27 protein-coding genes are annotated in these 21,958 nt (G+C 32.1%); 20 read left to right on the top strand and 7 right to left on the bottom strand.

Annotated features, from left to right (window positions below):
* Positions 1-437 precede the first annotated feature (437 nt).
* Positions 438-1,073: a cardiolipin synthetase gene (locus CELAL_RS09070; protein WP_013550610.1), complete on the bottom strand. Its 636-nt coding sequence runs from the start codon at positions 1,071-1,073 to the stop codon at positions 438-440.
* 197 nt (positions 1,074-1,270) lie between these two features.
* On the opposite strand from CELAL_RS09070, the gene CELAL_RS09065 reads away from it, so the two are divergent.
* The 3 genes from CELAL_RS09065 (at position 1,271) to CELAL_RS09055 (ending at position 3,966) form a co-directional block, all read left to right on the top strand.
* Complete coding sequence (locus CELAL_RS09065; RefSeq protein WP_013550609.1) at positions 1,271-2,212, top strand: YihY/virulence factor BrkB family protein; 942 nt, start codon at positions 1,271-1,273, stop codon at positions 2,210-2,212.
* Positions 2,209-3,237: an AI-2E family transporter gene (locus tag CELAL_RS09060; protein WP_013550608.1), complete on the top strand. Its 1,029-nt coding sequence runs from the start codon at positions 2,209-2,211 to the stop codon at positions 3,235-3,237. Before CELAL_RS09065 ends, CELAL_RS09060 begins: the two co-directional genes overlap by 4 nt.
* A gap of 105 nt (positions 3,238-3,342) precedes the next feature.
* A complete protein-coding gene (locus CELAL_RS09055; protein ID WP_013550607.1) occupies positions 3,343-3,966 on the top strand; it encodes a nitroreductase family protein in 624 nt (207 codons plus the stop codon).
* Between the two features lie 68 nt (positions 3,967-4,034).
* Here the strand turns inward: CELAL_RS09055 and CELAL_RS22360 are convergent, their stop codons facing one another.
* A complete protein-coding gene (locus tag CELAL_RS22360; RefSeq protein ID WP_013550606.1) occupies positions 4,035-4,211 on the bottom strand; it encodes a hypothetical protein in 177 nt (58 codons plus the stop codon).
* Between the two features lie 208 nt (positions 4,212-4,419).
* Here CELAL_RS22360 and CELAL_RS09050 point away from each other — a divergent pair, with 208 nt between their 5' ends.
* The 3 genes from CELAL_RS09050 to CELAL_RS09040 are packed head-to-tail and all read left to right on the top strand — an operon-like array spanning position 4,420 to position 5,308.
* Entirely contained in the window at positions 4,420-4,749 is a 330-nt protein-coding gene (locus CELAL_RS09050; RefSeq protein WP_013550605.1) for a YtxH domain-containing protein, read from the top strand.
* A 5-nt stretch (positions 4,750-4,754) separates the two neighbouring features.
* Positions 4,755-5,105: a hypothetical protein gene (locus tag CELAL_RS09045; protein WP_013550604.1), complete on the top strand. Its 351-nt coding sequence runs from the start codon at positions 4,755-4,757 to the stop codon at positions 5,103-5,105.
* Positions 5,102-5,308, top strand: coding sequence for a hypothetical protein (locus CELAL_RS09040; protein ID WP_013550603.1), 207 nt, complete (start codon positions 5,102-5,104; stop codon positions 5,306-5,308). The genes CELAL_RS09045 and CELAL_RS09040 overlap by 4 nt, the downstream gene beginning before the upstream one ends.
* A 70-nt stretch (positions 5,309-5,378) precedes the next feature.
* Here CELAL_RS09040 and CELAL_RS09035 read toward each other — a convergent pair whose 3' ends face one another.
* A complete protein-coding gene (locus CELAL_RS09035) occupies positions 5,379-6,656 on the bottom strand; it encodes a DUF2254 domain-containing protein (protein WP_013550602.1) in 1,278 nt (425 codons plus the stop codon).
* Between the two features lie 309 nt (positions 6,657-6,965).
* Between CELAL_RS09035 and CELAL_RS09030 the strand changes: the two genes are divergently transcribed.
* The 11 genes from CELAL_RS09030 (at position 6,966) to CELAL_RS08985 (ending at position 14,725) form a co-directional block, all read left to right on the top strand.
* Complete coding sequence (locus CELAL_RS09030; RefSeq protein ID WP_013550601.1) at positions 6,966-7,853, top strand: mechanosensitive ion channel family protein; 888 nt, start codon at positions 6,966-6,968, stop codon at positions 7,851-7,853.
* A gap of 136 nt (positions 7,854-7,989) precedes the next feature.
* Complete coding sequence (locus CELAL_RS09025) at positions 7,990-8,439, top strand: ferritin-like domain-containing protein (protein ID WP_013550600.1); 450 nt, start codon at positions 7,990-7,992, stop codon at positions 8,437-8,439.
* Between the two features lie 201 nt (positions 8,440-8,640).
* Entirely contained in the window at positions 8,641-8,802 is a 162-nt protein-coding gene (locus CELAL_RS21855) for a DUF1328 domain-containing protein (RefSeq protein WP_013550599.1), read from the top strand.
* 39 nt (positions 8,803-8,841) lie between these two features.
* Positions 8,842-9,021, top strand: coding sequence for a hypothetical protein (locus tag CELAL_RS09015; RefSeq protein ID WP_013550598.1), 180 nt, complete (start codon positions 8,842-8,844; stop codon positions 9,019-9,021).
* 90 nt (positions 9,022-9,111) lie between these two features.
* Positions 9,112-9,426, top strand: a complete 315-nt coding sequence (locus CELAL_RS09010) for a hypothetical protein (protein ID WP_013550597.1) — start codon at positions 9,112-9,114, stop codon at positions 9,424-9,426.
* Positions 9,427-9,534: 108 nt separating this feature from the next.
* Positions 9,535-10,098: a helix-turn-helix domain-containing protein gene (locus tag CELAL_RS09005; RefSeq protein ID WP_013550596.1), complete on the top strand. Its 564-nt coding sequence runs from the start codon at positions 9,535-9,537 to the stop codon at positions 10,096-10,098.
* 10 nt (positions 10,099-10,108) lie between these two features.
* Entirely contained in the window at positions 10,109-10,555 is a 447-nt protein-coding gene (locus CELAL_RS09000; RefSeq protein WP_013550595.1) for a response regulator, read from the top strand.
* A gap of 10 nt (positions 10,556-10,565) precedes the next feature.
* Entirely contained in the window at positions 10,566-13,151 is a 2,586-nt protein-coding gene (locus CELAL_RS08995) for an ATP-binding protein (protein WP_013550594.1), read from the top strand.
* 226 nt (positions 13,152-13,377) lie between these two features.
* A complete protein-coding gene (locus CELAL_RS22355; protein ID WP_013550593.1) occupies positions 13,378-13,527 on the top strand; it encodes a hypothetical protein in 150 nt (49 codons plus the stop codon).
* Position 13,528: 1 nt separating this feature from the next.
* Positions 13,529-13,681, top strand: coding sequence for a lmo0937 family membrane protein (locus CELAL_RS22855; RefSeq protein ID WP_148229666.1), 153 nt, complete (start codon positions 13,529-13,531; stop codon positions 13,679-13,681).
* Between the two features lie 15 nt (positions 13,682-13,696).
* The gene (locus CELAL_RS08985) at positions 13,697-14,725 is read left to right on the top strand and encodes an AraC family transcriptional regulator (protein WP_013550592.1); all 1,029 of its coding nucleotides are present in this window, start codon (positions 13,697-13,699) and stop codon (positions 14,723-14,725) included.
* A 329-nt stretch (positions 14,726-15,054) separates the two neighbouring features.
* On the opposite strand, the gene CELAL_RS08980 is transcribed toward CELAL_RS08985, so the two are convergent.
* Positions 15,055-15,543, bottom strand: a complete 489-nt coding sequence (locus CELAL_RS08980) for a Dps family protein (RefSeq protein ID WP_013550591.1) — start codon at positions 15,541-15,543, stop codon at positions 15,055-15,057.
* 211 nt (positions 15,544-15,754) lie between these two features.
* On the opposite strand from CELAL_RS08980, the gene CELAL_RS08975 reads away from it, so the two are divergent.
* Positions 15,755-16,573 carry a glucose 1-dehydrogenase gene (locus tag CELAL_RS08975; RefSeq protein WP_013550590.1) on the top strand — a complete coding sequence of 273 codons (819 nt, stop codon included), beginning with the start codon at positions 15,755-15,757 and terminating at the stop codon, positions 16,571-16,573.
* Positions 16,574-16,635: 62 nt separating this feature from the next.
* On the opposite strand, the gene CELAL_RS08970 is transcribed toward CELAL_RS08975, so the two are convergent.
* From CELAL_RS08970 to CELAL_RS08960, 3 genes are all read right to left on the bottom strand, one after another.
* Entirely contained in the window at positions 16,636-17,760 is a 1,125-nt protein-coding gene (locus tag CELAL_RS08970; protein WP_013550589.1) for a DUF748 domain-containing protein, read from the bottom strand.
* A 12-nt stretch (positions 17,761-17,772) separates the two neighbouring features.
* A complete protein-coding gene (locus CELAL_RS08965) occupies positions 17,773-18,186 on the bottom strand; it encodes an arsenate reductase family protein (protein ID WP_148229665.1) in 414 nt (137 codons plus the stop codon).
* A gap of 79 nt (positions 18,187-18,265) precedes the next feature.
* A complete protein-coding gene (locus CELAL_RS08960; RefSeq protein WP_013550587.1) occupies positions 18,266-19,801 on the bottom strand; it encodes a hypothetical protein in 1,536 nt (511 codons plus the stop codon).
* A 161-nt stretch (positions 19,802-19,962) separates the two neighbouring features.
* Here CELAL_RS08960 and cls point away from each other — a divergent pair, with 161 nt between their 5' ends.
* Both cls and CELAL_RS08950 read left to right on the top strand, forming a co-directional pair.
* Positions 19,963-21,384 carry a cardiolipin synthase gene (cls, locus tag CELAL_RS08955; RefSeq protein ID WP_013550586.1) on the top strand — a complete coding sequence of 474 codons (1,422 nt, stop codon included), beginning with the start codon at positions 19,963-19,965 and terminating at the stop codon, positions 21,382-21,384.
* A 102-nt stretch (positions 21,385-21,486) separates the two neighbouring features.
* A complete protein-coding gene (locus CELAL_RS08950) occupies positions 21,487-21,957 on the top strand; it encodes a hypothetical protein (protein WP_013550585.1) in 471 nt (156 codons plus the stop codon).
* The last annotated feature ends 1 nt before the right edge of the window (position 21,958 follow it).

The raw sequence follows: 21,958 nt of genomic DNA, 5'->3' as shown, positions 1-21,958 counted from the left end.
TCTACATTTTAAATGAAGTATAATTAAAGGAAAGAAGTTTTCAATACGACAAGAACCCTTAAAAAGCGCTGCTATTTATTTAAAAAGGCGATTTTTCCTACTCTTGAAAATTGGCTAATCTATTTAAATATGATTTTCGTCGACAGTAAATGTCTATTCGTCTAACCACAACAATATAATTTAAGTAGGCGTAATACCTTTACATTCAGAACCTTGAACCATTAATTATGAAAGACAGTATTAACCATCAAAAACACAGATCAATTGATTACAAGAGAATTGGGATAAGCTTACTTGTTACTATCCTATTTTTCATTATCGTTCTAATCTTTAGTTATTTTGCGGGACTTATTTTTTATCCTTAACCTTAACAAAAGATAAGATTTAATTAAAAAAACTAAAAATTACAACCTCTAAACTTAACAAAGCTTAGGGGTTTATTTTTTTCTAAATATGACATCTTGCTCCTGCATAGCGTTTACAACAAGTTGTACGTATTCATCTATAGACTTGTCTATATTTTTCGGGTCTGTTAAATCTATACTTCCACGCCAAACCATAGATTGTTCTTTGCCCTCACAAATACAATACAATGTGGTTTCTGTATGATATACTTTAAACTGGTCATAATAACCGGTACTGTTATAAATATCTTGATGTTGTAAATAATCATCTCTAAACTTACCTGTATAATTCCCCCAATCAGATATTTTCTTTCTTACCGTCTGTTTACTTTCTGAGCCAAGTACCTTTGCAAACAAAACCGCATCAAAATCTTTATCTAGCAACTGTCTTTCTACCGCTCTTAATTCTTCTTCGGTCTTTGCAGATGCTGTGAAATTGACATCAAAAAGATCAATGCTACGCATAGATTCAATTTTTCTTTTATCAAACTCTTCTTTAAGTAGGCTTTCAAAGGCTACTCTAGTTTCCTGGTTAGGCGTCATGCCCACCAATAACACTTTATAAGCCGTGAATACCACATTTTCAGGATTCTTGTAACTATCTACAAGCTTGGTACTCTTACAGCTAGAAATGATAATTAAGATGATAAAAAGGAGAATTTTTTTCATGGTGGTTTGTTATTTAAAAAATCACCCTTACAAAAGATGATACTACAAAAATACGCTTCACAAAACAGATCAGCAATGACTGATATCACCTTTTTAAAATTGAGCCGAACTTATTAAAGAAATATATTTATTGATACAGTTAAATTAATTAAAACTTCATAATTACTTTTACCTATAAATACAAAGTTTTAAAGCTAATGCTAGATAACAGCGAGAAAAAATTTAAACTTAAAGATTTACCCTCTTTAATTGTGGATACTTATAAAGCTTGGGACAAAGCAAACCCGTGGCGCCTAAGTGCCGTAGTAGCTTATTACGCCGTGTTATCGCTCCCTGCTTTACTGATTATCATCATAAATATTGTAGGTAGTATTTGGGGAACAGAAATTGTTCAAGGAAGATTAACCTCTGAAATCTCTACTGCTCTGGGCAGTAATGCGGCAGAAGCTATTGAAACCATCATTGCAGAAACACAAAACAAGGAAGAAAATTTAATTTCTACCATAATTGGTATTGGAACATTACTTTTTGGTGCTACAGGGGTATTTTATCAATTAAAATTATCCCTAAATGAAATGTGGCATATTAAACCCAACCCCAACGCAAATTTTTGGAAATTAGTTACAGATAGAGCCAGAAGTTTTGCATTTATCTTGGTCATTGGCTTCCTACTCTTAGTTAGTTTTATTGTTACCGCAGGTATTTCTGCCTTAAACGAATACATTAGAAAAGTTTTTCCTGATATTTTAATTTACATTGCTTATATATTAGATTTCACAGTCTCCATAGGCATCATAACGGTACTATTTGCATTGATGTTCCGGTATATGCCAGATGCAAAAATTCGATGGAAAACAGTTTGGATTGGAGCTTTAATTACCGCAGTCTTATTTGTCATAGGAAAATCGCTTTTAGGCTTTTATTTTGGTGAGGCAAATCCTGGTTCTACTTACGGTGCGGCAGGTACAATTGTTTTAATACTTCTCTGGGTTTCTTATTCTTGCCTGATTCTATTTTTCGGTGCAGAGTTCACCTATATTTACGCCAAAAGATACGGCCACAAAATTACACCAAGCTATGTTGCTTTGGAAGACAACAACACAAATTCTGAACAACCATCTAAATCTATAAAATCATGAAAGCAATAAATCCTAAAGTGATTAGGCAGTTATTTATAATACTTCTTATTCTATTAATGGCATCATTAATTTTCACAGAGATGCTCCCCTACTTATCAGGAGTTCTAGGAGCCATAACCTTCTATGTATTATTACGGAAACCCATGGGAAAGTTAGTAAAAAGAGGTTGGAATTCTGATTTGGCTGTAAGCGTACTCTTAATTGGATCGGTCATAGGCATTCTAATTCCTGTTGGAGGAATAATATTGATGCTAGCAAATAAAATAGAAAATACTGTTGCACACTCAGAAGATGTAATCAAAGCAAGCAAAAAACAATTAGGAACATGGGAAGATAAGATAGGATATGACCTAACTTCTAAAATAGATGCTTCGGCGGTTTCCAGCTGGATATCAGATAGCTTACAGTCTTTTGCTGGTGGCACTTTCAATATTCTTATTGCTTTGGGTTTAATGTATTTTATGCTGTATTATATGCTTACCAATCGCAGACAACTAAGAGAGTCTCTTTATGAATATATTCCTATTGGTAATGATAATTTAAAAATTATAGGTAAAGATGTGCAAGCAATGGTACGCTCCAATGCTTTAGGGATTCCGCTGGTAGCTTTTGCCCAGGGTATTGTAGCGCTTATTGGTTTCTTAATATTTAATATTGAACAACCTTTCTTTTGGGCAGTTATCGTATTTGTTGGGTCTATGATTCCTTTTATTGGCACATTTATAGGAACATTACCCGTTTTTATCTTAACCTTAGCCTCTGGGAATGATTTTCAAGCCTGGGGAATACTTATCTACGGATTGGTCGTTATTGGATCTACAGATAACCTACTCCGTTTGGTGATTCTAAAAAGGATTGATAATGTACACCCATTGATTACATTAATTGGAGTTATTGTTGGTGTCCCTCTATTTGGATTTATAGGCTTAATTTTTGGCCCACTACTTATTAGCTTATTTTTAATTGTTTTACGTATTTACAAAGACGAATACGGACAAGAAGTACACAACCAAGAACAACTATAATATTGATTTTTAACACCTTGGTTTCAAAAGAATCAATGTAATATGGGTTAGCGTCAACAGCAAAATCAACGCTATTGTATTTTTGTTGGTGAAAAAGAAAAGATTATGACATCACCGAAACAAATACAATTAGAAAATATTGCTGAAAGTGATTATGAAATATTTGCACTTTTAAAGCAACGCTATAGTCCTAGAACATTTAAAGATGTAAGGGTTAAAAAACAACATTTGAATCAGCTTTTTGAAGCCGCTAGATGGTCTCCTAGTTGTAATAATATACAGCCATGGCGATTTATCTATGCTGAAAAAAATTCAGAAGCTTATCAAAATATTATTTCCTGCTTAAGTGATTTTAATAAAGAATGGGTTGTAAATGCTCCACTATTAATGATCACTGCTTATGAAAAGAAAACAGAAGATCATAAAGATAACTTTCATGCCTTGCATGATTTAGGCTTAGCTATAGGCAACATGACCACCCAAGCACAATACATGGGTATTGCCATGCATCAAATGGCAGGTTTAGATTGGCAACAGGCAGAGAAACTATTTAATGTTCCAGAGAACTATCACATAACTTCTGCAATAGCTTTAGGTTATTATGGTGGGGAGCTAGACAAACTATCTCCAGAGTTACAAAAAGCAGAATTAAAAGAACGGCAAAGAATTGATCAGAGTCAGTTTGCCTTTATGGACAGTTGGAAAACAATAAAACACGATGATGATTAATTTATCGTTCATAAAAAAAAGGGTCGCAAATTGCGACCCTTTTTTTTATGGTATCTATTTCTCATGTTTTAAGAATCAAAAAATACTCCGGACATTATAATTCCAACAATCACTACTAGTAGAAAAACAATTATAATTCCTATTCCTAATTTTGTTTTTTTATTCTTTTGTAGTATGTAATGCTTAGTATCTTCATCAGATTCTTTTATAAATTTTGTTTTCGAGTCATTCTCTTTAATGTCCATATTGTTTTTTTAGTTGTTATTATCGGGCAATCTAATGCCAAAATATTGGGCAACTTAGTGCAATCCATTCAATTCTTAACGCTTTCAGATACATGGCATTACAGTTAATCAAATATTCAAATAAGACAAGATAAATGCTACAATTTAAGTAACTTTGTTGAAGGTTATTGAGATACAATCACCACAACAAATTTTAAACACTTATAACATGAATAATAACAGTAATACATTATTAGGGATATTAGCTGGTACCGCAATAGGAGCAGCTTTAGGAATTTTATTTGCTCCTGATAGAGGCGTAAATACAAGACAAAAAATAGCAGATCAAGCAGCTTCAACAAGAGATACACTAGCAGAAACAGCTTTAGATTTAAGAGATAGAGCAGCACATTCTGTAGCGTCTAAAAGAGAATCTTTAGATACGCAAATAGAGCACATTGTTTCTGATGTAAGTCATAAAACAGAAGATGTAATCACTACCTTAGAAAGTAAATTATCTGAATTAAAAGCTAAGAATAAGAAATTACAGAAATCATAATTAAAATGAGCATTTTAAAGTCTTTAGATGATACTACAAACAGCGCAGCCGATGCAGGTGAGGCCTATGTGAAATCTACTAAGAAATATTTTGAATTAAAAGTATTTCAACAGTTGACCACATTATCTTCTTATCTGATAAAGATTGTTCTATTAGGTAGCTTATGCGTCTTAGGTCTAATTTTTATGGCAATCGCCGGAGCAATTGCTCTTGGAAACCATTTTGACGATATGGCTCTTGGCTATTTAATTGTTGGAGGAATTTTTATCCTTATGGTTTTACTCCTCTTGTTAGTTAGAAAAAGCATAGATAGCGTAATCATTAAAAAATTATCTAAAACGTATTTTGACTCATGAGAAATAAAAATTATACCTCATTCGAAGAAATTGAGCTTGACTTGAAGCTTTTAAGCTTAGAACGGAAAATTGCTATTGAGGAGTTGAAAGGTCTAAAGCTTAAAGTTCAGGAAGATTTATCACCATTAAATTGGTTACAAACGGGGATTAAAATGGCCAAAAAATTTGGCACACTATTATTGGTAAAGAAATTACTAAAATAAAAAAGCATTTATCCTTTTTAAATTCAAAAGCCGTAGCATTTATGTTACGGCTTTTTTTATGCTTATATTACTAGAACTGCTGTAGTAACTTTCTCCTATCAGCCTCGTTAACAATATATTTTTTTACGTCTGCCTCAAGTATAGAAAGTTCCATTACGATACTCGCCTTATTATCTTCGGAAATTTTAGGATTGGTCATACTATATTTTAAAGCTTTTATTAACTGGAATAAGACCGTACAATCTTCCTTTGCATAAAAACGTATTGGTTGTATAATTATTCGCAATAATTCTTCTATCGCAATATTGTGAGACACAACAATCCACTTTGTATGTACAACAGCTTCTGAAGTAGCATTAGCAAAAGCAACCGATTGATATAGTAATTTCCCTAATTTTGTTACTGCCTCTATAGCAGTTCCGGGATCATTAATACCAGGCGACATTGCCTTAACAGCAATTTCCATAAGTTTTATCATTCCACCAATACCCTCATCTCCAGAATGTCTGTTAGTAGATAAGTTAAACCCGAATAATAATTCATCCATGGTTTCATCAGTCAAGTTTTTAGAAACCGTAGCAATAACATCACCCTCCCATAGGTGCTGATTTAAATAAGGTAAAACATTTATTTGCAATTCTTTATTTTTACTAGCTGCTGAAATTAATGACATATCAAAACTAATATAGTAACCTGTTTTCTTGATCACTAGCGGTTTAAAATTAGTAGTTTCTGATACACTTAACGTGATTTTTTTATGCTGAGAATTATACGCTTTTTGTAATGATTTAGAACTAGAAACATAAATACGATCTATAATATTATTAATTTGAATTGCGGTTGATATGCTGTGAATAAAATCTACAAAAAACACAATACAAACAACACTAAACATTGCGGCAAGCATTGTAGACAGACCAATAGCATCAGAATCTACTCCTTTAGCACCCAAGGTTATTAACGAGAAAATACAGTAAAGTAGGGTGCCAATGTAAAACCCTAAAATTAGTTGGTGTTTCTTATTTGAAATTAAGCTGGGCAATACCCGAGGAGAAAAATTGGAAGAAGCTTGGCTAAGAACCACCATGACCATAGAAAAGCTAAAAACGGTTAGCGATAATATGCCTGCGACTAAAGTGTTTAATATAGCCCTTGAGGTATCATAGTCTGAAATAAATAAATAAGGAATTTTCTCCTTAAGTTTTACTACAATCTCTAAACTTTCGGCACGATTAGTTGTTACCGCAATAATTAGAAATAGAATACTAAGTAGAACAGGATAAAATGCAATGCTATATAACACCTTATAATACCATGCTTTTAAATACTTCCTTATTGATTTTATCATAATTAAAAATTTTATAAGCCTATAAAGTTCCCCTTTTACAAGCACTAATACTATACACAACACAAATATTATTAATCTAATCGTATGAATTCAAAAAAGTTAATCAAACATTGGATACAGCACATCATTAGCCTATTCCCTTTCTATATTTGAATGCATTTTATAATGTTGGTTGGTAGAGCATGGTTTTCAACACGATTAATAAGTTGAACCCATGCTTTTTTTTCTTTCCAAAACATCAACATATTTAAAAAATAATATAACAATCCAGAATGCAATAGCTAAGTTTTGCATTTAAAATAAAACCACATGAAAATACAATTAACTGATGCCTGGAACAAAATGGCAAATAGATTAGAATCATGGTTAAATAATTTAATCATCAACTTACCAAATATTATTATTGCAATATTTGTTTTTGTCATTGTCCTATTCCTATCTAAATACATCAGTAGGTTAACCTTAAAATTACTAAGCAAGAGCAGCCTTCAAAAATCGATGAAAAATGTCATTGCTAAGCTAATCTCAATTTTAGTGATTTTTGCTGGTTTATTTTTAGTATTAGGGATTTTAGATTTAAGTAAAACGCTAAACACCATATTAGCAGGTGCAGGGGTGGCAGGTTTAGCCGTTGGGTTAGCATTGCAAGGCGCTTTAGCAAATACCTTTTCTGGTATTGTTTTATCCTACATTAAACAAATAAAATTTGGCGATTGGATAGAGAGCAATGATTTTGAGGGCGAGGTTATAGATATAGATTTACGTGCCGTGACCATAAGACAACCTGATAACAATTTAGTTTACTTACCTAATAAATTGGTGTTAGAAAACCCTATTAAAAACTTTTCATCAACGGCGCAGTCCCGAGTTATTTTAACTTGTGGCGTTGGTTATTCATCAAACTTAGAATTTGTTCGCGACTTAGTGAGACAAACGATCGTATCTAATTTTGAACCCGTAGCAAACGAAAAGGATGTTATTTTTATATATTCTGAATTTGGAGACAGCTCCATAAATTTTGAAACACGATTTTGGATTGATTCTACCTCTGCATTAGAGGTTGCTAAAGCTAAGTCAGAAGCTATGATTTGTATTAAGAAAGCTTTTGATAAGAATGATATTAATATTCCGTTCCCGATAAGAACTTTAGACTTTCCTAAAAACTTTAAGTTTACACAAGAACAAAAAGAGGGGTAACATTTTTTTAACGAAACAAATCTTTTTGCGGCAATCAAAACATCTAATGGGTTAATCCTAATAATGTTAAGAAGGTAAATTTGAAATATGCTAAAAGAGGTAGCATTAAATACCTCATCACATAAATACAATAATTATGAGTACATATACAGATAAAGTAGGAGATAAATTAAATGCATTATTAGAAAAAACCTATGATGCAGAAAAAGGCTATAAGAAAGCATCTGAAAATACAGATAATGTAGTTTTAAAAACATTCTTTACAAGAAAAAGTAAGCAACGATATGATTTTGGACACCAACTTAAAGTTGAAATAAATAGTTTTGGACAAAATATAGAAAAAAGCGGAAGTTTAGCTGCAGCTGCACATAGAACATGGATGGATGTTAAAGCATTCGTTTCTTCAAACACTTCGGAATCTATGTTAGAGGAAGCAATTAGAGGAGAAAAAGCAGCCATTGATGAATACAAAGATGTATTATCAGAAACAAATTTACCTTCTAGTACAATTACACTGTTAACACAACAGATGAATCAAATTGAACTAGATCTAGCGAAAGAAAAAGTGATGGAAAACATCAGCTAAACATTTTTGCATTATATTTTTACTCAAAAAGGAATACTTTAAAGTATTCCTTTTTTTATTCCCTATAAATTAAAGAATATCAATTGTTTATGGAGCAACAAATTTATCGATTACGTTAATCTAAACTCTAAAACAGTTGCATCTTTGTAACAGACAGTTAGCAAAATGCTAGCTTCAATTTAACCCTTAAAAACAAACATTATGTTACGTTGGACAGTCACATTTATCATATTAGCAATTATAGCCGCAGTATTTGGCTTTGGAGGAATAGCAGCAGGTGCTGCAAGCATCGCAAAAGTATTATTCTTTATATTTTTAATACTCTTTGTTATTTCACTTTTGACCGGAAGAAAAAAGGTATAGACATACAAATAATACACGTATAAACTTAAAATTAAAACGATGAAAAAACCCATAATAAATACCTTCTTAATCTTATTTTTAGGAGCCTCTTTAATGACATTTACAAGTTGTAGAGAAGACAAAACTACAGAAGATAAAATTGAAGAAGTAGGAGACGAAATTGACGAAGGCGTTGAGGAAGTAGGAGACGAAATTGACGACCATACAGATGACAATTAATACCGTCATCTGAATTGATATTATTATAAAAGGACAGAATTCAATGAATTGATTTTGTCCTTTTTTTTAAATATAAAAAAAATAGAACTTATGGAATATGCAAAAAGTGAAAAAGAATATATTGAAGAATATCAGGCGAAAGGATTCACTACTAATTTTACGGCCAAGGGAGGCATCTTAATTGATTTAGATACAAAAAAAGAGTACAAACCTGAAGAAATTTACATCAAAAAAGAATTCCGATTTGAAGGCATGAGCAACCCATCAGATATGTCAATATTGTATGTTATTGAAACTAATGACCACATTAAAGGCACGGTACTCGCAAACTATAGTCCTTCGAGTGATACTGTAATGGCAGAGTTTTTTAAAGAAATACCCAAAGATCATTTCGAGCATAACTAGTCAAATAGTTCTTTAGTAGTGGTTAAATAAAACTTAAACAAGGGAAGATTAAAGGCAAAAAAATACGATATTTGTAAGGCTCACCAGAGGTTTCAATAAAGTTATTTTATGACAATAAATGTAAAGTTTGATTATAACATTTTATGCAGAAAAGTGCTTTGTGAGCAACTAGATGCCATGGGTCTAGAATATTCTTTACTAGGTGTTGGAGAAATTATATTAAATAAAACTCCTGACAATGCTCAAATGCTAGTTATAACAGAAAATTTATCAGCATACGGAATAGAAATCATCAGCAACCAACAAATAGCTTTAATACAACGCATAAAAGATGCTATTACGCTCGTTGTAAATGGTGATGAAGAAGCGCAAAAATATAATGTTTCTACTTATTTATCTGAAAAATTAGATTATTCCTATGCCTACCTTTCCAATTTATTTTCTGAGACAACACACACCTCAATAGAGAATTTTGTTATCTTAAAAAAGATTGATGTAGCTAAAACACTTATTATTGAGAATGATCTAACCTTAACCGAAATTGCGTATAAGTTAAATTACAGTAGCGTTGCACATTTATCAACACAGTTTAAGAAAACAACCGGACTTACTCCTTCTTCTTTTCAAAAAATAATAAAAAAAAGAAAAGAAAAAGTAGGATATAGAAACTAATAAATTATACATGGCAATCCAAACATTGAATATTGCATTAGCAGATGATGACGAAGATGATAGACTTTTGTTTAAAGATGCTATTGAAGAAATTAAAATAAAGACAAAATTATCATTATTCACAAATGGTAAAGAACTTATGGATTACCTGGTATTGCCCAATGTAATACTTCCAGAGGTTATTTTTTTGGATTTAAATATGCCTATTAAAAATGGCATGCAGTGCTTAAAAGAGATTCGAGAACATGCCAAACTTAGAGATTTGTCTGTTGCTATATACTCTACCTCCTCTTCTGAACGAGATATTGAAGAAACATTTGTGAATGGTGCTAATGTATACATTAACAAACCTAACAGTTTTGGAGAATTGAGAACGGTTATCGAAAAAGTATTGCAGCTTAATTGGCAGTATGAAACGTCTGCCTTGAATAGAGAGAATTTTTTACTAAGAATTTAAGAAAAAAATCGTGGCTAAAAAGCTAATATTATCCCCAAAACTCTATATAGTATTACTCATTATTGCAGCAGCTCTGCTTACCTTTATTGGCAGCATAAGCTATAAACAAATATCGGAATTTAAAGAAGCTGCCAATGCTGTAACTCATACATTAGAAGTTGAAACAGAAATAAATAATCTATTTTCAATATACTCACAAATGGAATCAGCACAGCTGACCAATTTGTTACGAAAAGACACCTTAGTAACCTCTATATCTTTTCAAAAATATATTGATGAGTCTGACATTAAATTTAACAAACTAACAGTTTTATTAGACGACAACCCCATACAACAAACTCATTTAACACGCGTAGGAGAATTACAACGAAATCTTGTAAAAGCATTGAAAGCTATAGCGGTTTCACCTAAAGTACGCTTAAAATATTCTACCAAAGAGCGTACCAAATTAGACGAGATTGCCCATATCATGGCAGAACTTAAGCAGCGTAAAAACTTTATGCTGATAAAAGAAGAAAAACTTTTAAAAGAACGTAAAGAGGAGTTTAACTCGTACGCATTCTTATCTCCTTTTATGATATTAGTATTGGGCGTATTTGCCATGTTTGTATTTGTAGTATCGTTCATTAAAATTAATAATGAACGTAAAAACAGATCTAAAGCAGAAGCATTCCTTTCTAACGTCATGGCTAAAACAGAAAATATTGTAAATTTCTATGAGCCTATTTACAATGACAATGGTGAGGTTACTGATTTTAAGTTAGTCTATGCTAATGAGCGTAACAAAATAGATTTTGGATTAGACCCGGAAGATATTGTAGGAAAACCAATTTCAAAAATATTCCCGTTTACAGTTTTAAATGGCGAGTATGAGGTACTAGCGAAATCATTTATAGACAAGAAAGAAAGTCAGCTAAGCAGACAAGTACTTTTAAATGGTAAAAAAATATGGCTAGAGTCTGTAATGAGTCCTTTAAACAATGGCTTATTGATTATTGCAAAAAACACCTCCCATGAAAAAGAATCTGTCGCTAAACTAAATGCTTTAAATTTAGAGTTACAGGAACAATATGAAGAAATAAAAGAAACGGACGAGTTTTTGCAGAACGTTATTAAAAGTACCAATAACGTTATAAGTTATTTTGAACCTCAAACAGATAAGGAAGGAATTATCACAGATTTTACGATCTTTTATACCAATGAAGAAATTAAAAATACTACAGGTCAAAAACCAAATGAGTTAGTCCAGAAAAAAATATCAGATGTTTATCCTTTCTTGATGAATAACGGTGTTTTTGAACTATTATGTGAGGCGGTAAAAACAGGAAAACCTATTGAATTTGAACGAGATTATATTTTTAATAATGTTCATATGTGGTTTGATACCTATGCCATTAAAACTGGTGATGGAGTCTGCGTTACTTCTATGAATATTTCAAAACAGAAACAAGACGAACGAAAAATTTTAGAAATAAACGAACAACTCAAAAGACAGAACGCTATTTTAAAAGATGCTAAAACATTAGCCAAAATCGGTAATTACCGCTGGAGCTTCGTAGTTGAAAAAGAAGAAAGTTCAGATATCTCCGATAACCTATATATGCTTTTAGATTGCAAACCTCAAGAATTTCCTCCTACACATGAAAATTATAAGAATTTTATTCATCCCGAGGATTTGCCTGGCTACAAGGAAAGCATTAAAGAAGCTATTGATAAAAAGAAATCCGTAGATTTCTCATACCGCATCATAAACAACTCAAGAAAAATAAAACATTTTAGAACTACAGGACATTTTCAAGATGATGCCTTAATTGGTGTCATCCAAGATATTACGAATCAAGTAAAAGGCGCCCTTAAATTAAAAGAGAAGAATCAGGAGCTAAAAAGATCAAACGAAGAGTTAGAATCATTTAATAGAGTTGCCAGTCATGATTTACAAGAGCCTATTAGAAAAATTCAGATGTTTATATCTAGAATAGAAGATACGGATTATAACAATTTATCAGAGAGAGGCAAAGAATTCTTTGCTAAAATTTCCTCATCTTCTGAGCGCATGCGAATGCTTATTAAATATTTATTATCGTATTCGCGTATTAATAAAACAAAAAGCGAATTTACAACAGTAAGTCTTGAAGAAATTATAGATAAAGTTAAAGAAGATTTAGAAGCACGCATTAAAGAGTCTGGTGTAGATTTGGTTATAGATAACCTTCCTACCTTAAATGCGGTTCCCTTTCAAATGGAACAATTGTTTAATAACTTAGTATCAAACGCTATTAAATATAGAGGACCAGAAGATCCTAGAATTATAATTAATTGTAAGAAACTAAAACGAAGTGATATTACAGATAACTTCGTAAAAAAACAGAAATCATACTACCGCATATCTGTAATTGATAATGGTATTGGTTTTGATCAAGTACATGCCGATAAGGTGTTTGAGCTTTTTCAACGCTTGCATCAAAAAACAGAATATACCGGAACAGGTATTGGTTTAGCTATTTGTAAAAAAATAACCCAAAACCATGGGGGTCATATTTCTGTAGAGAGCTTTATAGGAAAAGGATCTACCTTCTGTGTTTACCTTCCTGCTTAACCCTTACCTTATAGTATAGCAACACATTTACATTCTTATTAAAATACACAAAGCCCTGTTTTTACCCTAAACGGGGCTTTTTGTGTCTAAAAAGTAGCTCTTTCCAATAATTATATAACACTAACGAAAAATTGTGTAACAAATAAGGTCTCCTCTTTTCCGAAATTTGTCATGTACAAAACAACCTTGTATGCGAATTGTTAACTCAATCACTAAAAGAACTACTATGAATCAGAATAACTATAAATATCAGACAAATTCAAGAGTTGGGAATGTAAGAAGTGCATTAGACACTTCTATAGATGCTTCAACTAATTATACATCAAACAGTATTGGAGACTGTACGGTGAATAAAAATATAGAACAAACAGATTAACATGCTCAGTTACTTTAAAATTCTAGCAGCAATATTACTAGCGCTGTGGGCCATAGGGTTTTTCTTTTTTGATTTCGGCCTATTGATTCACTTAGTATTAGTACTGGCAGCAGTGCTTCTTATAATTAGTGTTTTAAAAGAGAACAATTATTAACGTAAAAACAGCATTATGAAAACGATACACCTTAAAACAAATACAATATCTCAAATGTTTAATGACCTACAGAATGAATTAGGTGGTAAATTAAACAAATCAAGTCAAGAATTTAAATTAGAATTAAATAGCGAATCTGCAATTGGTTCTATTTCAGGAATCACTTTTAAGAACGATATTACTTTTATGAAGTATGATGTTACTTTTAAGCAAGATACCATCATAAAAAGCACTACAAGCACCACAAACCCAATAAATTTCATGTATTGTTCTAACGGACAGTTATCCTATGGGTTTAGTGAAACATCTATAAAAAAATCGTTGAATCAATTTCAAACAGGAATTTTCTCAAGCGACCCGAATAAAGATTCTATTCTATTTTTTAGAAAAGATCAAGCTGTAAAATTCACCAATATTAAAGTTGATGCTTTACAAACATCTGATGATGAAAGTATAGATTTATTAAAAAATCAATTAATAAAGAATTTCATGCCTAAAAATGGCGAAGACATGTACACGTATGTTGGTTCTTACAACTTAAAAATTGCTGAGAAAATACAACAAATGGATGCCATCAGCCAGAAAGGAATTGTACGTAACTTATTAATCAATGGTACTGTACACGTAATTTTAGCACTAGAGATTCAACAACATAAAGAAGATCAAAAGAATATTAAAAACAACTTTGGTTCATTAACTAGAGATGAAATGGAAGATATTAAAGAAATCTCTAGTTTCATTAAAAATTATCCTGAGATTCAATACAGTTTAAAATATTTAAGCAAAAAATCTGGTTTATCTCCTTCAAAATTACAAGAAGGTTTTAAATTATTACATGACAGAACAGTTACAGATTTTATTAGAAACATACGTGTTGAAACTGCTGAGAATTTAATAAAAACAACAGATTTAAACATTTCAGAGATTGTATACACAGTAGGATTAACAAGTAGAAGTTATTTCTCTAAAATTTTCAAAGAAAAGTATGACTGTAGTCCAAAATACTACCAAGACAACCAGAACAGATTAGGTGTAACAGCGTAATCTTATACATAAGATAAATTAAAAAATGCCAGCCTTAAAAGGCTGGCATTTTTTTGTGCTTGCTAGTTAACTACACAAACTGAATATGATTCTTCTTATAAATAGGGTTTCATTCCTGTATACCATAGTAATCGCAATTTACCAACGATGCTTTTCCTTTAGGCTGGGCTGATTCTTCCTTTGTTGAAATTTAAAAAACATAAAAAAGAAGTTATAGTAGGACACAACTAAAAATTCCGAACCTAGTATGTATGGGAAGTAACTAAATTGTGGTCACAAAAAAAGCGTTAAGACTATCGTCTTAACGCTTTTTATTTTTTTTTCAGTGCTTAGAACTTTTTAACTGATGCTCTTAACATCCAAGCCATTTCTTCATGCTGCTGTAAGATACCTGTAATAAAATCTGCTGTACCTTCATCATTGTGCTCTTCTGCATTTTCACTAATACTTTTTCTAATAAAAGCGATTACGGTTTGATGGTCTTCTAGCAATATCTCCATAAAACTGATGCTATCGTTTTGTTTTGGTCCGTTTTCCTCTAAATGAGATAACTCTATAAAACGTTTCATGGTTCCTGGAGAATAGAAACCTAACATACGGATACGTTCTGCCACTGCGTCTAAAATAGTTTCTAACTTACCATATTCTTCTTCAAAAAATACATGCTTTGTGTGAAAATCTGGACCTTCTACATTCCAATGTGAATTTCTATATTTTGTATACATTAAAAATTCATCAGCTAGCAGTTGCTCTAACATTTCTACTACCGCTTTTCTATTTGATTTTTTAATTCCGATTTCTGCTGTTTCTGATTTCATTTTATATCTATTTTATCGTTATTATCTACCACTAAATTAAGCGTTAATCCCTGTATGTATTGATGGTAACCATTGAATAATTAATCCAAATACACGGCACTACTACTTCGTAGCGATAATTGATACAAAAGCTAAAAAAATTGGCTTTAATAAAGTATAAAGTACTGAAAACCTGCTTTTAATCGTAATTTGATGTACTAAAATATAAAACATGCAAAAACCAAATAATAGACTCGAAAATCAAACCTGCATCGTTACTGGATCTAGTTCTGGTATTGGAGCTGCCATAGCAAAATCTATTGCTATGGAGGGTGCCAATATGGTCGTAAATTATCATAGTAGTAAAGAAGAAGCGGAAGAAGTTGCGCATTGGATCAAAGGAAACGCTAGTTGCGGAGATGTCATTGTTGTTCAATGTGATGTGGGTAAGGAAGGTGATGTGAAAAATTTATATAAACAGACAATTTCCAAATTTGGCACTGTAGATATTTTGGTAGGTAACTCTGGCATACAAGAAGACTATGCCTTGCATGAAATGCCTTTAAGCGCATGGCAAAATGTTATTGACACTAATTTAACAGGACAATTTCTATGTGCTAAAGAAGCTTTAAATGAGTTTATGAGACGTGGCATGCGACCTGAAATTTCTAATTCTCTAGGCAAAATTATTCATATAAGTTCCGTTCATGAAATTATTCCGTGGGCAGGTCATGCTAATTACGCTACTACAAAAGGAGGCTTAAAAATGTTGATGGAAAGTATTTGCCAAGAATATGCTCCTAAAAAAGTACGCTGCAACTCCATTGCTCCAGGAGCTATAAAAACCGATATTAATAAAGACGCTTGGGATACGAAAGAAGGTTTAGAAAAGATATTGAAACTAATTCCTTATGGTCGTATGGGCTTACCAGAAGATATTGGCAGCGTAGCCAGTTGGTTAGCGTCTGATGAAGCTGAATATGTAAACGGCACCACCTTATTTGTGGATGGCGGAATGACCTGTTACCCAGGATTTTCTTCTAACGGATAAACAAAAAAAAAGGGAGAAATTACCAAAGTAATTTCTCCCTTTTTCATCCCCTAACAATTATATTAATTATTTTCTTTTTTTGACTTTTTTGAAGTATTATCTGCCTCATTCTTTACATCCTCAAAGGTAATCTCATCATCTACTGTCCCTTTAAACGCCTTAATCCAACCGTTTTTTATAATATTCGTGAATGTTGGCCAAACTTTAGATTTTACATTATTTAAATCTCCTTCAATAGGCACTTTAGTCGCTAAAGTATTGTTCCCTTTATTTTTTAAGACAAATTTAAAAAAGCCTACAAAACCTTCCCACAGGGTATCAAAAAATTTATCTTGCTTTTTACTAATTAATTTAGAGTCTTTCAATAATGGTTTCACATAGCCCTTCATATAACCATCTGCAATAGCAATCTCACTAAAAATATTAAAATTTCCTTCTGCAAAATCTATTCCTGCATAGTGATTCGTAAAATCGTTAAGCGCAGTGATGGAGGCGTTTTCCAATGAAAATGAAATATCCATATCAGGAATCTCCTTTACTAAATTCATTTTTCCATTAAGAGTAAACTTCCCATTTCCTATAGAAACTGCCGTAGCATGTATATCTGAAGGGAGTGTTCTATCTTCTTGGACAATATTTCTCAGATTTGTTGCCTGAAGGTTCAGTTCATTCATATGCAAATCTATAGTTGGCTTTGCAGTCACCTCCACAAAGGCCACTTTACCTTCTACAACCGTTAAATTATTGATATCAATAGGAACTAAATCTGTTAGTGCTTTGGTCCAGTCCTCAATGTCTGGGTCTTCGGCTTCCCCCTCTTGTTGATCTTCAAAAACATAAATAACCTCAGGTCTAGTCATGGTAATTTCGCTCACTACTTTACCTTTTAAGAGCGATTTCCATTCCACAGAAATGTCTGTTTTTTCAAAATTTAAAAAAGGAACTTCAGAACCAGCATTCACTTTATTTAAGTATAAATTATTAATTACATAAGCGCCACGAATTAATGAGATATCAATATCTTCTACGTGACCATAATATCCCGGAATATCTGCCAGTACATCATTAACATATTTCTTCACAAAAAATGGTAATAGTAGCCTTCCTATAAGTAATAATGTAATTATAGTTATTGGTACAATGTACCTTTTCTTCTTGTATCGTTTTCTTGGTTTTACTTGATCCAAATTTTATAGTATTTATTTTTTATCAATTCCTGCACTGTTTGCTTCAAGGTACTTTTTAAAATCTGCCCCTGAAGTAAGCTGATAATAATTTTCACCAAATACTAAAACAGGAAACTGTACTAATGTTGGGTTCTTATCTAATATTTTCATCCAATCATGATCTTCCATAACGATGTCTTTATCACCATATAGCTTTACAAAATCTGCATGTTTTACATCTATTAGCTCTTTAACTGGAATACCTAATTTTTCGGCAAGTTCTGCCCATTGGGTGCCTGTAATATTCGTTTTAGAAATATCTACGCCCAGTACCTCTTTATCAGAAGCTTGTACATAGCCATAACATTGTTTTCCTATGCTGCTTTCTGAATTGTAAAACAGCGTAATTTTATTTTTATCTGTTGAAATGACTCCCATATCTTCCATGTCTTAAATTTTCAATAAAATTAGCATAGAACCCCTGAAGACAGTGGCTTGTTCCGTTTTATTATTAATCCGATTACGTTTACTCTTTTTTACCGTTCCCCGTAAATGTATGTAGGATTCCGGCTTTTACATTGAGCCACAAATAATTAAAAAATGATTTTGTAGGATCTCTTTCTACTTTTATCTGTCCGTGTCTAAAGCCAAATTCATCGGTTTTAGAACCGTCATTTGTAAAAATATTTACGAGAGCCGTCAAAAGTTTGTTAACCCCTAATCGGTCTTTTTTTAGGACAACAAAACTAAAATCAGAATAGCTCATCTTTAAATCTCCTGAAGAAACAAACTCATCACCACTAATGGTAAAATATAGAGCATCTATAGTACCTTCTGCTTGGGCTCGTAAATTTGGTTTTAAAAAAGAATCCAATTTTTCTGTATCAAAATTAGAAATTACCCCAGAAGCTTTAAATAAATGAGCTCCATTTTCTTGATAAAAAGACCAATCTAATGCTATAGGAGCCACTCCCATAAGTTTTGCTTTATTTTTTATACTTAAAGGTTTTGTTCCAGTACTTGAAATATTTTTTATGACAGATGTAATCTCTGTAAATAACAGTTCTCCTGGTGTTGTTCCTAGCGCTACTAATTCTGAATAAGAAACCTTACCATTTTCTATCATTAAACAGGGAATATTTAGACCAAAAGGTAAGTTTCTAATGCTTTTACCAAACATATCTTTTAACGTATAATCATCAGGCATTAGTTTGTTCCTATACATTTCCAGATCTAAACCTTTTAATACTACAGAAGGAATTTCTACTGAAAAAGAATCTTGTTCTACTAAAAAATCAAGTTTAGAAAGCGTTGCTTCAGGTACTTTCAAATGAACCCAATCTCGTTCTTTTGTAATATGTTTTTGAAGTGCTGCTTTGCTATATTTAGTTTTTAATTCTAAACCGTTTATTGCAATAGCTCCATCTGCTTTAAGATGATCTATGGTAAGGTTTTCATATAAGCCCACGCTTGTCTTAAGGTTATCAGCCTCTAAAATGTAAGTAGAATAGGTAAAAGGTATTTGGTTATGAATGGTAGATGAAGACATTTTAATGTCCTGTAATCCAAGATCTACATGTTCTCCGGAAATTAAAATGCTATTATTCCTTATATCTATTAATTTCATATCTGCATCCGACAATTGAAAATGCTCAACAGTTATTTGCTTTTTTAATGGAGAAGGATTCTTCTCGGGTATACCTGTAGTATCTTTTGTATAGAAGGATGCCGAAAGGCCTGTTATTTCTATGTTTTCTATCGCAATGTTTCCTGTTCTTAAAAAGTGTATATATTGAAACCCATCAATTACTACACTTCCTATTTTAGCACTATCTACCACAGCCTTATGCAGCAAACTTAGATTCGTTAAACGCAATTGATTATTGAGTAAACTTAAACTTAAATCATTATAGGTGATTTTCATTTTGGAGGACTGCTCATTAGTTATAGCCTGCGCTATTTTGTGTTTCACATAAATATGTGCCACACCATATAAAAGCATGAGTAGTATTGCACTAGTTAGCGCCCAGAAAATATATTTCTTATGTAATAAAGGTCTCAAAAGTTAGGTTGTTTTTCTTTAGACTGTAAATTTCCTTAATTAACACCTTAAACAACACCCCAATCCAGTTTATAATTAACCGTAAACGTACGCGTATATTTAATTGTCATAAGAAATAAGTACTTTGACCCAAAATTTAAAATCAAACAATTTTTAGGACTATGCGAACATTGCTTTTTATAGGGTATCTGGTGCTCACCATTTGGGCATTTGGGAGTATTGTTTTACATGGTTCAAGACCAACAAAATCATTAAGCTGGTTATTAACTATTATAGCTATCCCCTTTGGTGGCCCCATACTCTACTATCTTTTTGGCGTCAATAGAAGAAAATTTCGCTTTTTTAGACTTAGACAAACAGAAAGAAGACGCTTGTATGATGAGACCTATAAAAGTCTATCCACAACAGAAGATGACATTCATATTCATGAAAACAAATACAAAAAGCTATCTAAATTAAATAAAAAAAATACATTCTTCCCTTCCTACAATGGCAATAGTGTTACTATTCTAAATGATGGTGAAGAAACCTTTGATGCAATTTTTGAAGCCATAAAAAAGGCAAAATATTTTGTACACCTGCAGTATTATATTTTTGAAGAAGGCGAATTATCAGAACGATTTTATGAATTGTTTAAAACAAAAATTAAAGAAGGTGTAGAAGTGCGCTTAATTTATGATTCTGTAGGAAGCTTTTCTTTTAGAGGTAAAACAATAAAACGCTTTAAAGATATTGGGGTAGAAGCTTACCCTATAATGCCCTTACGTTTTGGCAGCTTATTGTTTACTTTAAATTATAGAAACCATAGAAAAATTATAATTATCGATGGTAGTTTAGGATTTACAGGAGGTGTAAATGTTTCTGACAAGTACATAAAAAAAAGCTCGCCTCTTGGTATATGGAATGATTTGCATGTACGATTAGAAGGTCCTGTCGTCAATAGCTTACATCGTGTTTTTATCAAAGATTATCACTTTGCGAGTAGTAAAGAGATGCTTATCAATGAAAAATACTTACCTAACCTTGAACCTATTGGAGAAAGTACCGTACAAATAGTGGCTAGTGGGCCAGATTCTAGACAACCTGCAGTAATGCAGCAGTATATTTCTATGATCAATAGCGCTACTAAATCTATCTATATTGCCAACCCTTATTTTATTCCAGGCACCACCGTATTACAAGCCATTAAAATTGCTGCCTTGAGTGGCATTCAAGTAAGCTTATTAATTCCGAACAAATCCGATTCGCTTATGGCAAAATATTCTATGTTTTCTAGGTTTGAAGAGCTTCTTGCTATTGGGGTAAACATCTATTTACGAGAAGACTTCTCCCATAGTAAAGTTATATTGATTGATAATGAAGTTGCTTCTGTAGGATCTGGTAATTTTGATTACCGCAGTTTTGAACATAATTTTGAAGCCAATGCCGTTATTTATGATAAAGAGATTACGGAGGCTATATGTAAAGAATTTACAGAATATTGTGAAATTAATAAAAGCTTAGATTACAAAACTTTTAAAAACCGCCCGCTTTACAAACGTTTTATAGAGGGTATTGCTAAATTTTTCAGTCCCCTGCTATAATCTAATGAAAGGCATAAGAGTTAATAAATTCGTTGAAATGAGCAATAGCCTATGCAGGTTTGCTATACCTTTGCCTCGAATAATTTTTTAAAAAAAATAACAATGAAAAAAATATTAGGTGTATTTGCAATTATTTTACTTGCCAGTTTATCAGCACAGGCACAAAGCATTTCTAAAAATGCTTTAGGTCTTAGAATAGGAGACAATGACGGTTTTGGCGGTGAGGTATCATACCAAAGATATTTAAAAGAGAATAACAGATTAGAGTTTGATTTAGGTTGGAGAGATTCTAACAATGTAGATGCTTTTAAACTAGTTGGTTTGTACCAATGGGTGATGCCTATTGAGGGTAACTTTAACTGGTTTGTAGGTGCAGGTGCAGGAATTGGATCTTTTGATGCAGGAGAAAACGATGGTACTTTTGCTTTAATTGCAGGTGATATAGGTATTGAGTATAATTTTGATTTTCCTTTGATACTTTCTTTGGATATGCGTCCTGAACTTGGTTTCAATGACAATTATTCTGATGATTTAGATTTAGATATCGCCTTAGGGATCAGATATCAATTTTAAT

The sequence above is a fragment of the Cellulophaga algicola DSM 14237 genome (assembly GCF_000186265.1).
Classification (GTDB): domain Bacteria; phylum Bacteroidota; class Bacteroidia; order Flavobacteriales; family Flavobacteriaceae; genus Cellulophaga; species Cellulophaga algicola.
This window is presented reverse-complemented; position numbering and strand designations above follow the sequence as displayed.

Bases quoted from the DNA above. Each gene is read 5' to 3' on its own strand.
- CELAL_RS09030 (WP_013550601.1), top strand. From the start codon at position 6,966: ATGAAAATACAATTAACTGATGCCTGGAACAAAATGGCAAATAGATTA.
- CELAL_RS09035 (WP_013550602.1), bottom strand. From the start codon at position 6,656: ATGATAAAATCAATAAGGAAGTATTTAAAAGCATGGTATTATAAGGTG.
- CELAL_RS09065 (WP_013550609.1), top strand. From the start codon at position 1,271: ATGCTAGATAACAGCGAGAAAAAATTTAAACTTAAAGATTTACCCTCT.
- CELAL_RS22355 (WP_013550593.1), top strand. From the start codon at position 13,378: ATGAATCAGAATAACTATAAATATCAGACAAATTCAAGAGTTGGGAAT.
- CELAL_RS22855 (WP_148229666.1), top strand. From the start codon at position 13,529: ATGCTCAGTTACTTTAAAATTCTAGCAGCAATATTACTAGCGCTGTGG.
- cls (WP_013550586.1), top strand. From the start codon at position 19,963: ATGCGAACATTGCTTTTTATAGGGTATCTGGTGCTCACCATTTGGGCA.
- CELAL_RS09050 (WP_013550605.1), top strand. From the start codon at position 4,420: ATGAATAATAACAGTAATACATTATTAGGGATATTAGCTGGTACCGCA.
- CELAL_RS09015 (WP_013550598.1), top strand. From the start codon at position 8,842: ATGAAAAAACCCATAATAAATACCTTCTTAATCTTATTTTTAGGAGCC.
- CELAL_RS09000 (WP_013550595.1), top strand. From the start codon at position 10,109: ATGGCAATCCAAACATTGAATATTGCATTAGCAGATGATGACGAAGAT.
- CELAL_RS08980 (WP_013550591.1), bottom strand. From the start codon at position 15,543: ATGAAATCAGAAACAGCAGAAATCGGAATTAAAAAATCAAATAGAAAA.
- CELAL_RS08975 (WP_013550590.1), top strand. From the start codon at position 15,755: ATGCAAAAACCAAATAATAGACTCGAAAATCAAACCTGCATCGTTACT.
- CELAL_RS22360 (WP_013550606.1), bottom strand. From the start codon at position 4,211: ATGGACATTAAAGAGAATGACTCGAAAACAAAATTTATAAAAGAATCT.
- CELAL_RS08965 (WP_148229665.1), bottom strand. From the start codon at position 18,186: ATGGAAGATATGGGAGTCATTTCAACAGATAAAAATAAAATTACGCTG.
- CELAL_RS08950 (WP_013550585.1), top strand. From the start codon at position 21,487: ATGAAAAAAATATTAGGTGTATTTGCAATTATTTTACTTGCCAGTTTA.
- CELAL_RS09070 (WP_013550610.1), bottom strand. From the start codon at position 1,073: ATGAAAAAAATTCTCCTTTTTATCATCTTAATTATCATTTCTAGCTGT.
- CELAL_RS09060 (WP_013550608.1), top strand. From the start codon at position 2,209: ATGAAAGCAATAAATCCTAAAGTGATTAGGCAGTTATTTATAATACTT.
- CELAL_RS09010 (WP_013550597.1), top strand. From the start codon at position 9,112: ATGGAATATGCAAAAAGTGAAAAAGAATATATTGAAGAATATCAGGCG.
- CELAL_RS21855 (WP_013550599.1), top strand. From the start codon at position 8,641: ATGTTACGTTGGACAGTCACATTTATCATATTAGCAATTATAGCCGCA.
- CELAL_RS09040 (WP_013550603.1), top strand. From the start codon at position 5,102: ATGAGAAATAAAAATTATACCTCATTCGAAGAAATTGAGCTTGACTTG.
- CELAL_RS09055 (WP_013550607.1), top strand. From the start codon at position 3,343: ATGACATCACCGAAACAAATACAATTAGAAAATATTGCTGAAAGTGAT.
- CELAL_RS09005 (WP_013550596.1), top strand. From the start codon at position 9,535: ATGACAATAAATGTAAAGTTTGATTATAACATTTTATGCAGAAAAGTG.
- CELAL_RS08985 (WP_013550592.1), top strand. From the start codon at position 13,697: ATGAAAACGATACACCTTAAAACAAATACAATATCTCAAATGTTTAAT.
- CELAL_RS09025 (WP_013550600.1), top strand. From the start codon at position 7,990: ATGAGTACATATACAGATAAAGTAGGAGATAAATTAAATGCATTATTA.
- CELAL_RS09045 (WP_013550604.1), top strand. From the start codon at position 4,755: ATGAGCATTTTAAAGTCTTTAGATGATACTACAAACAGCGCAGCCGAT.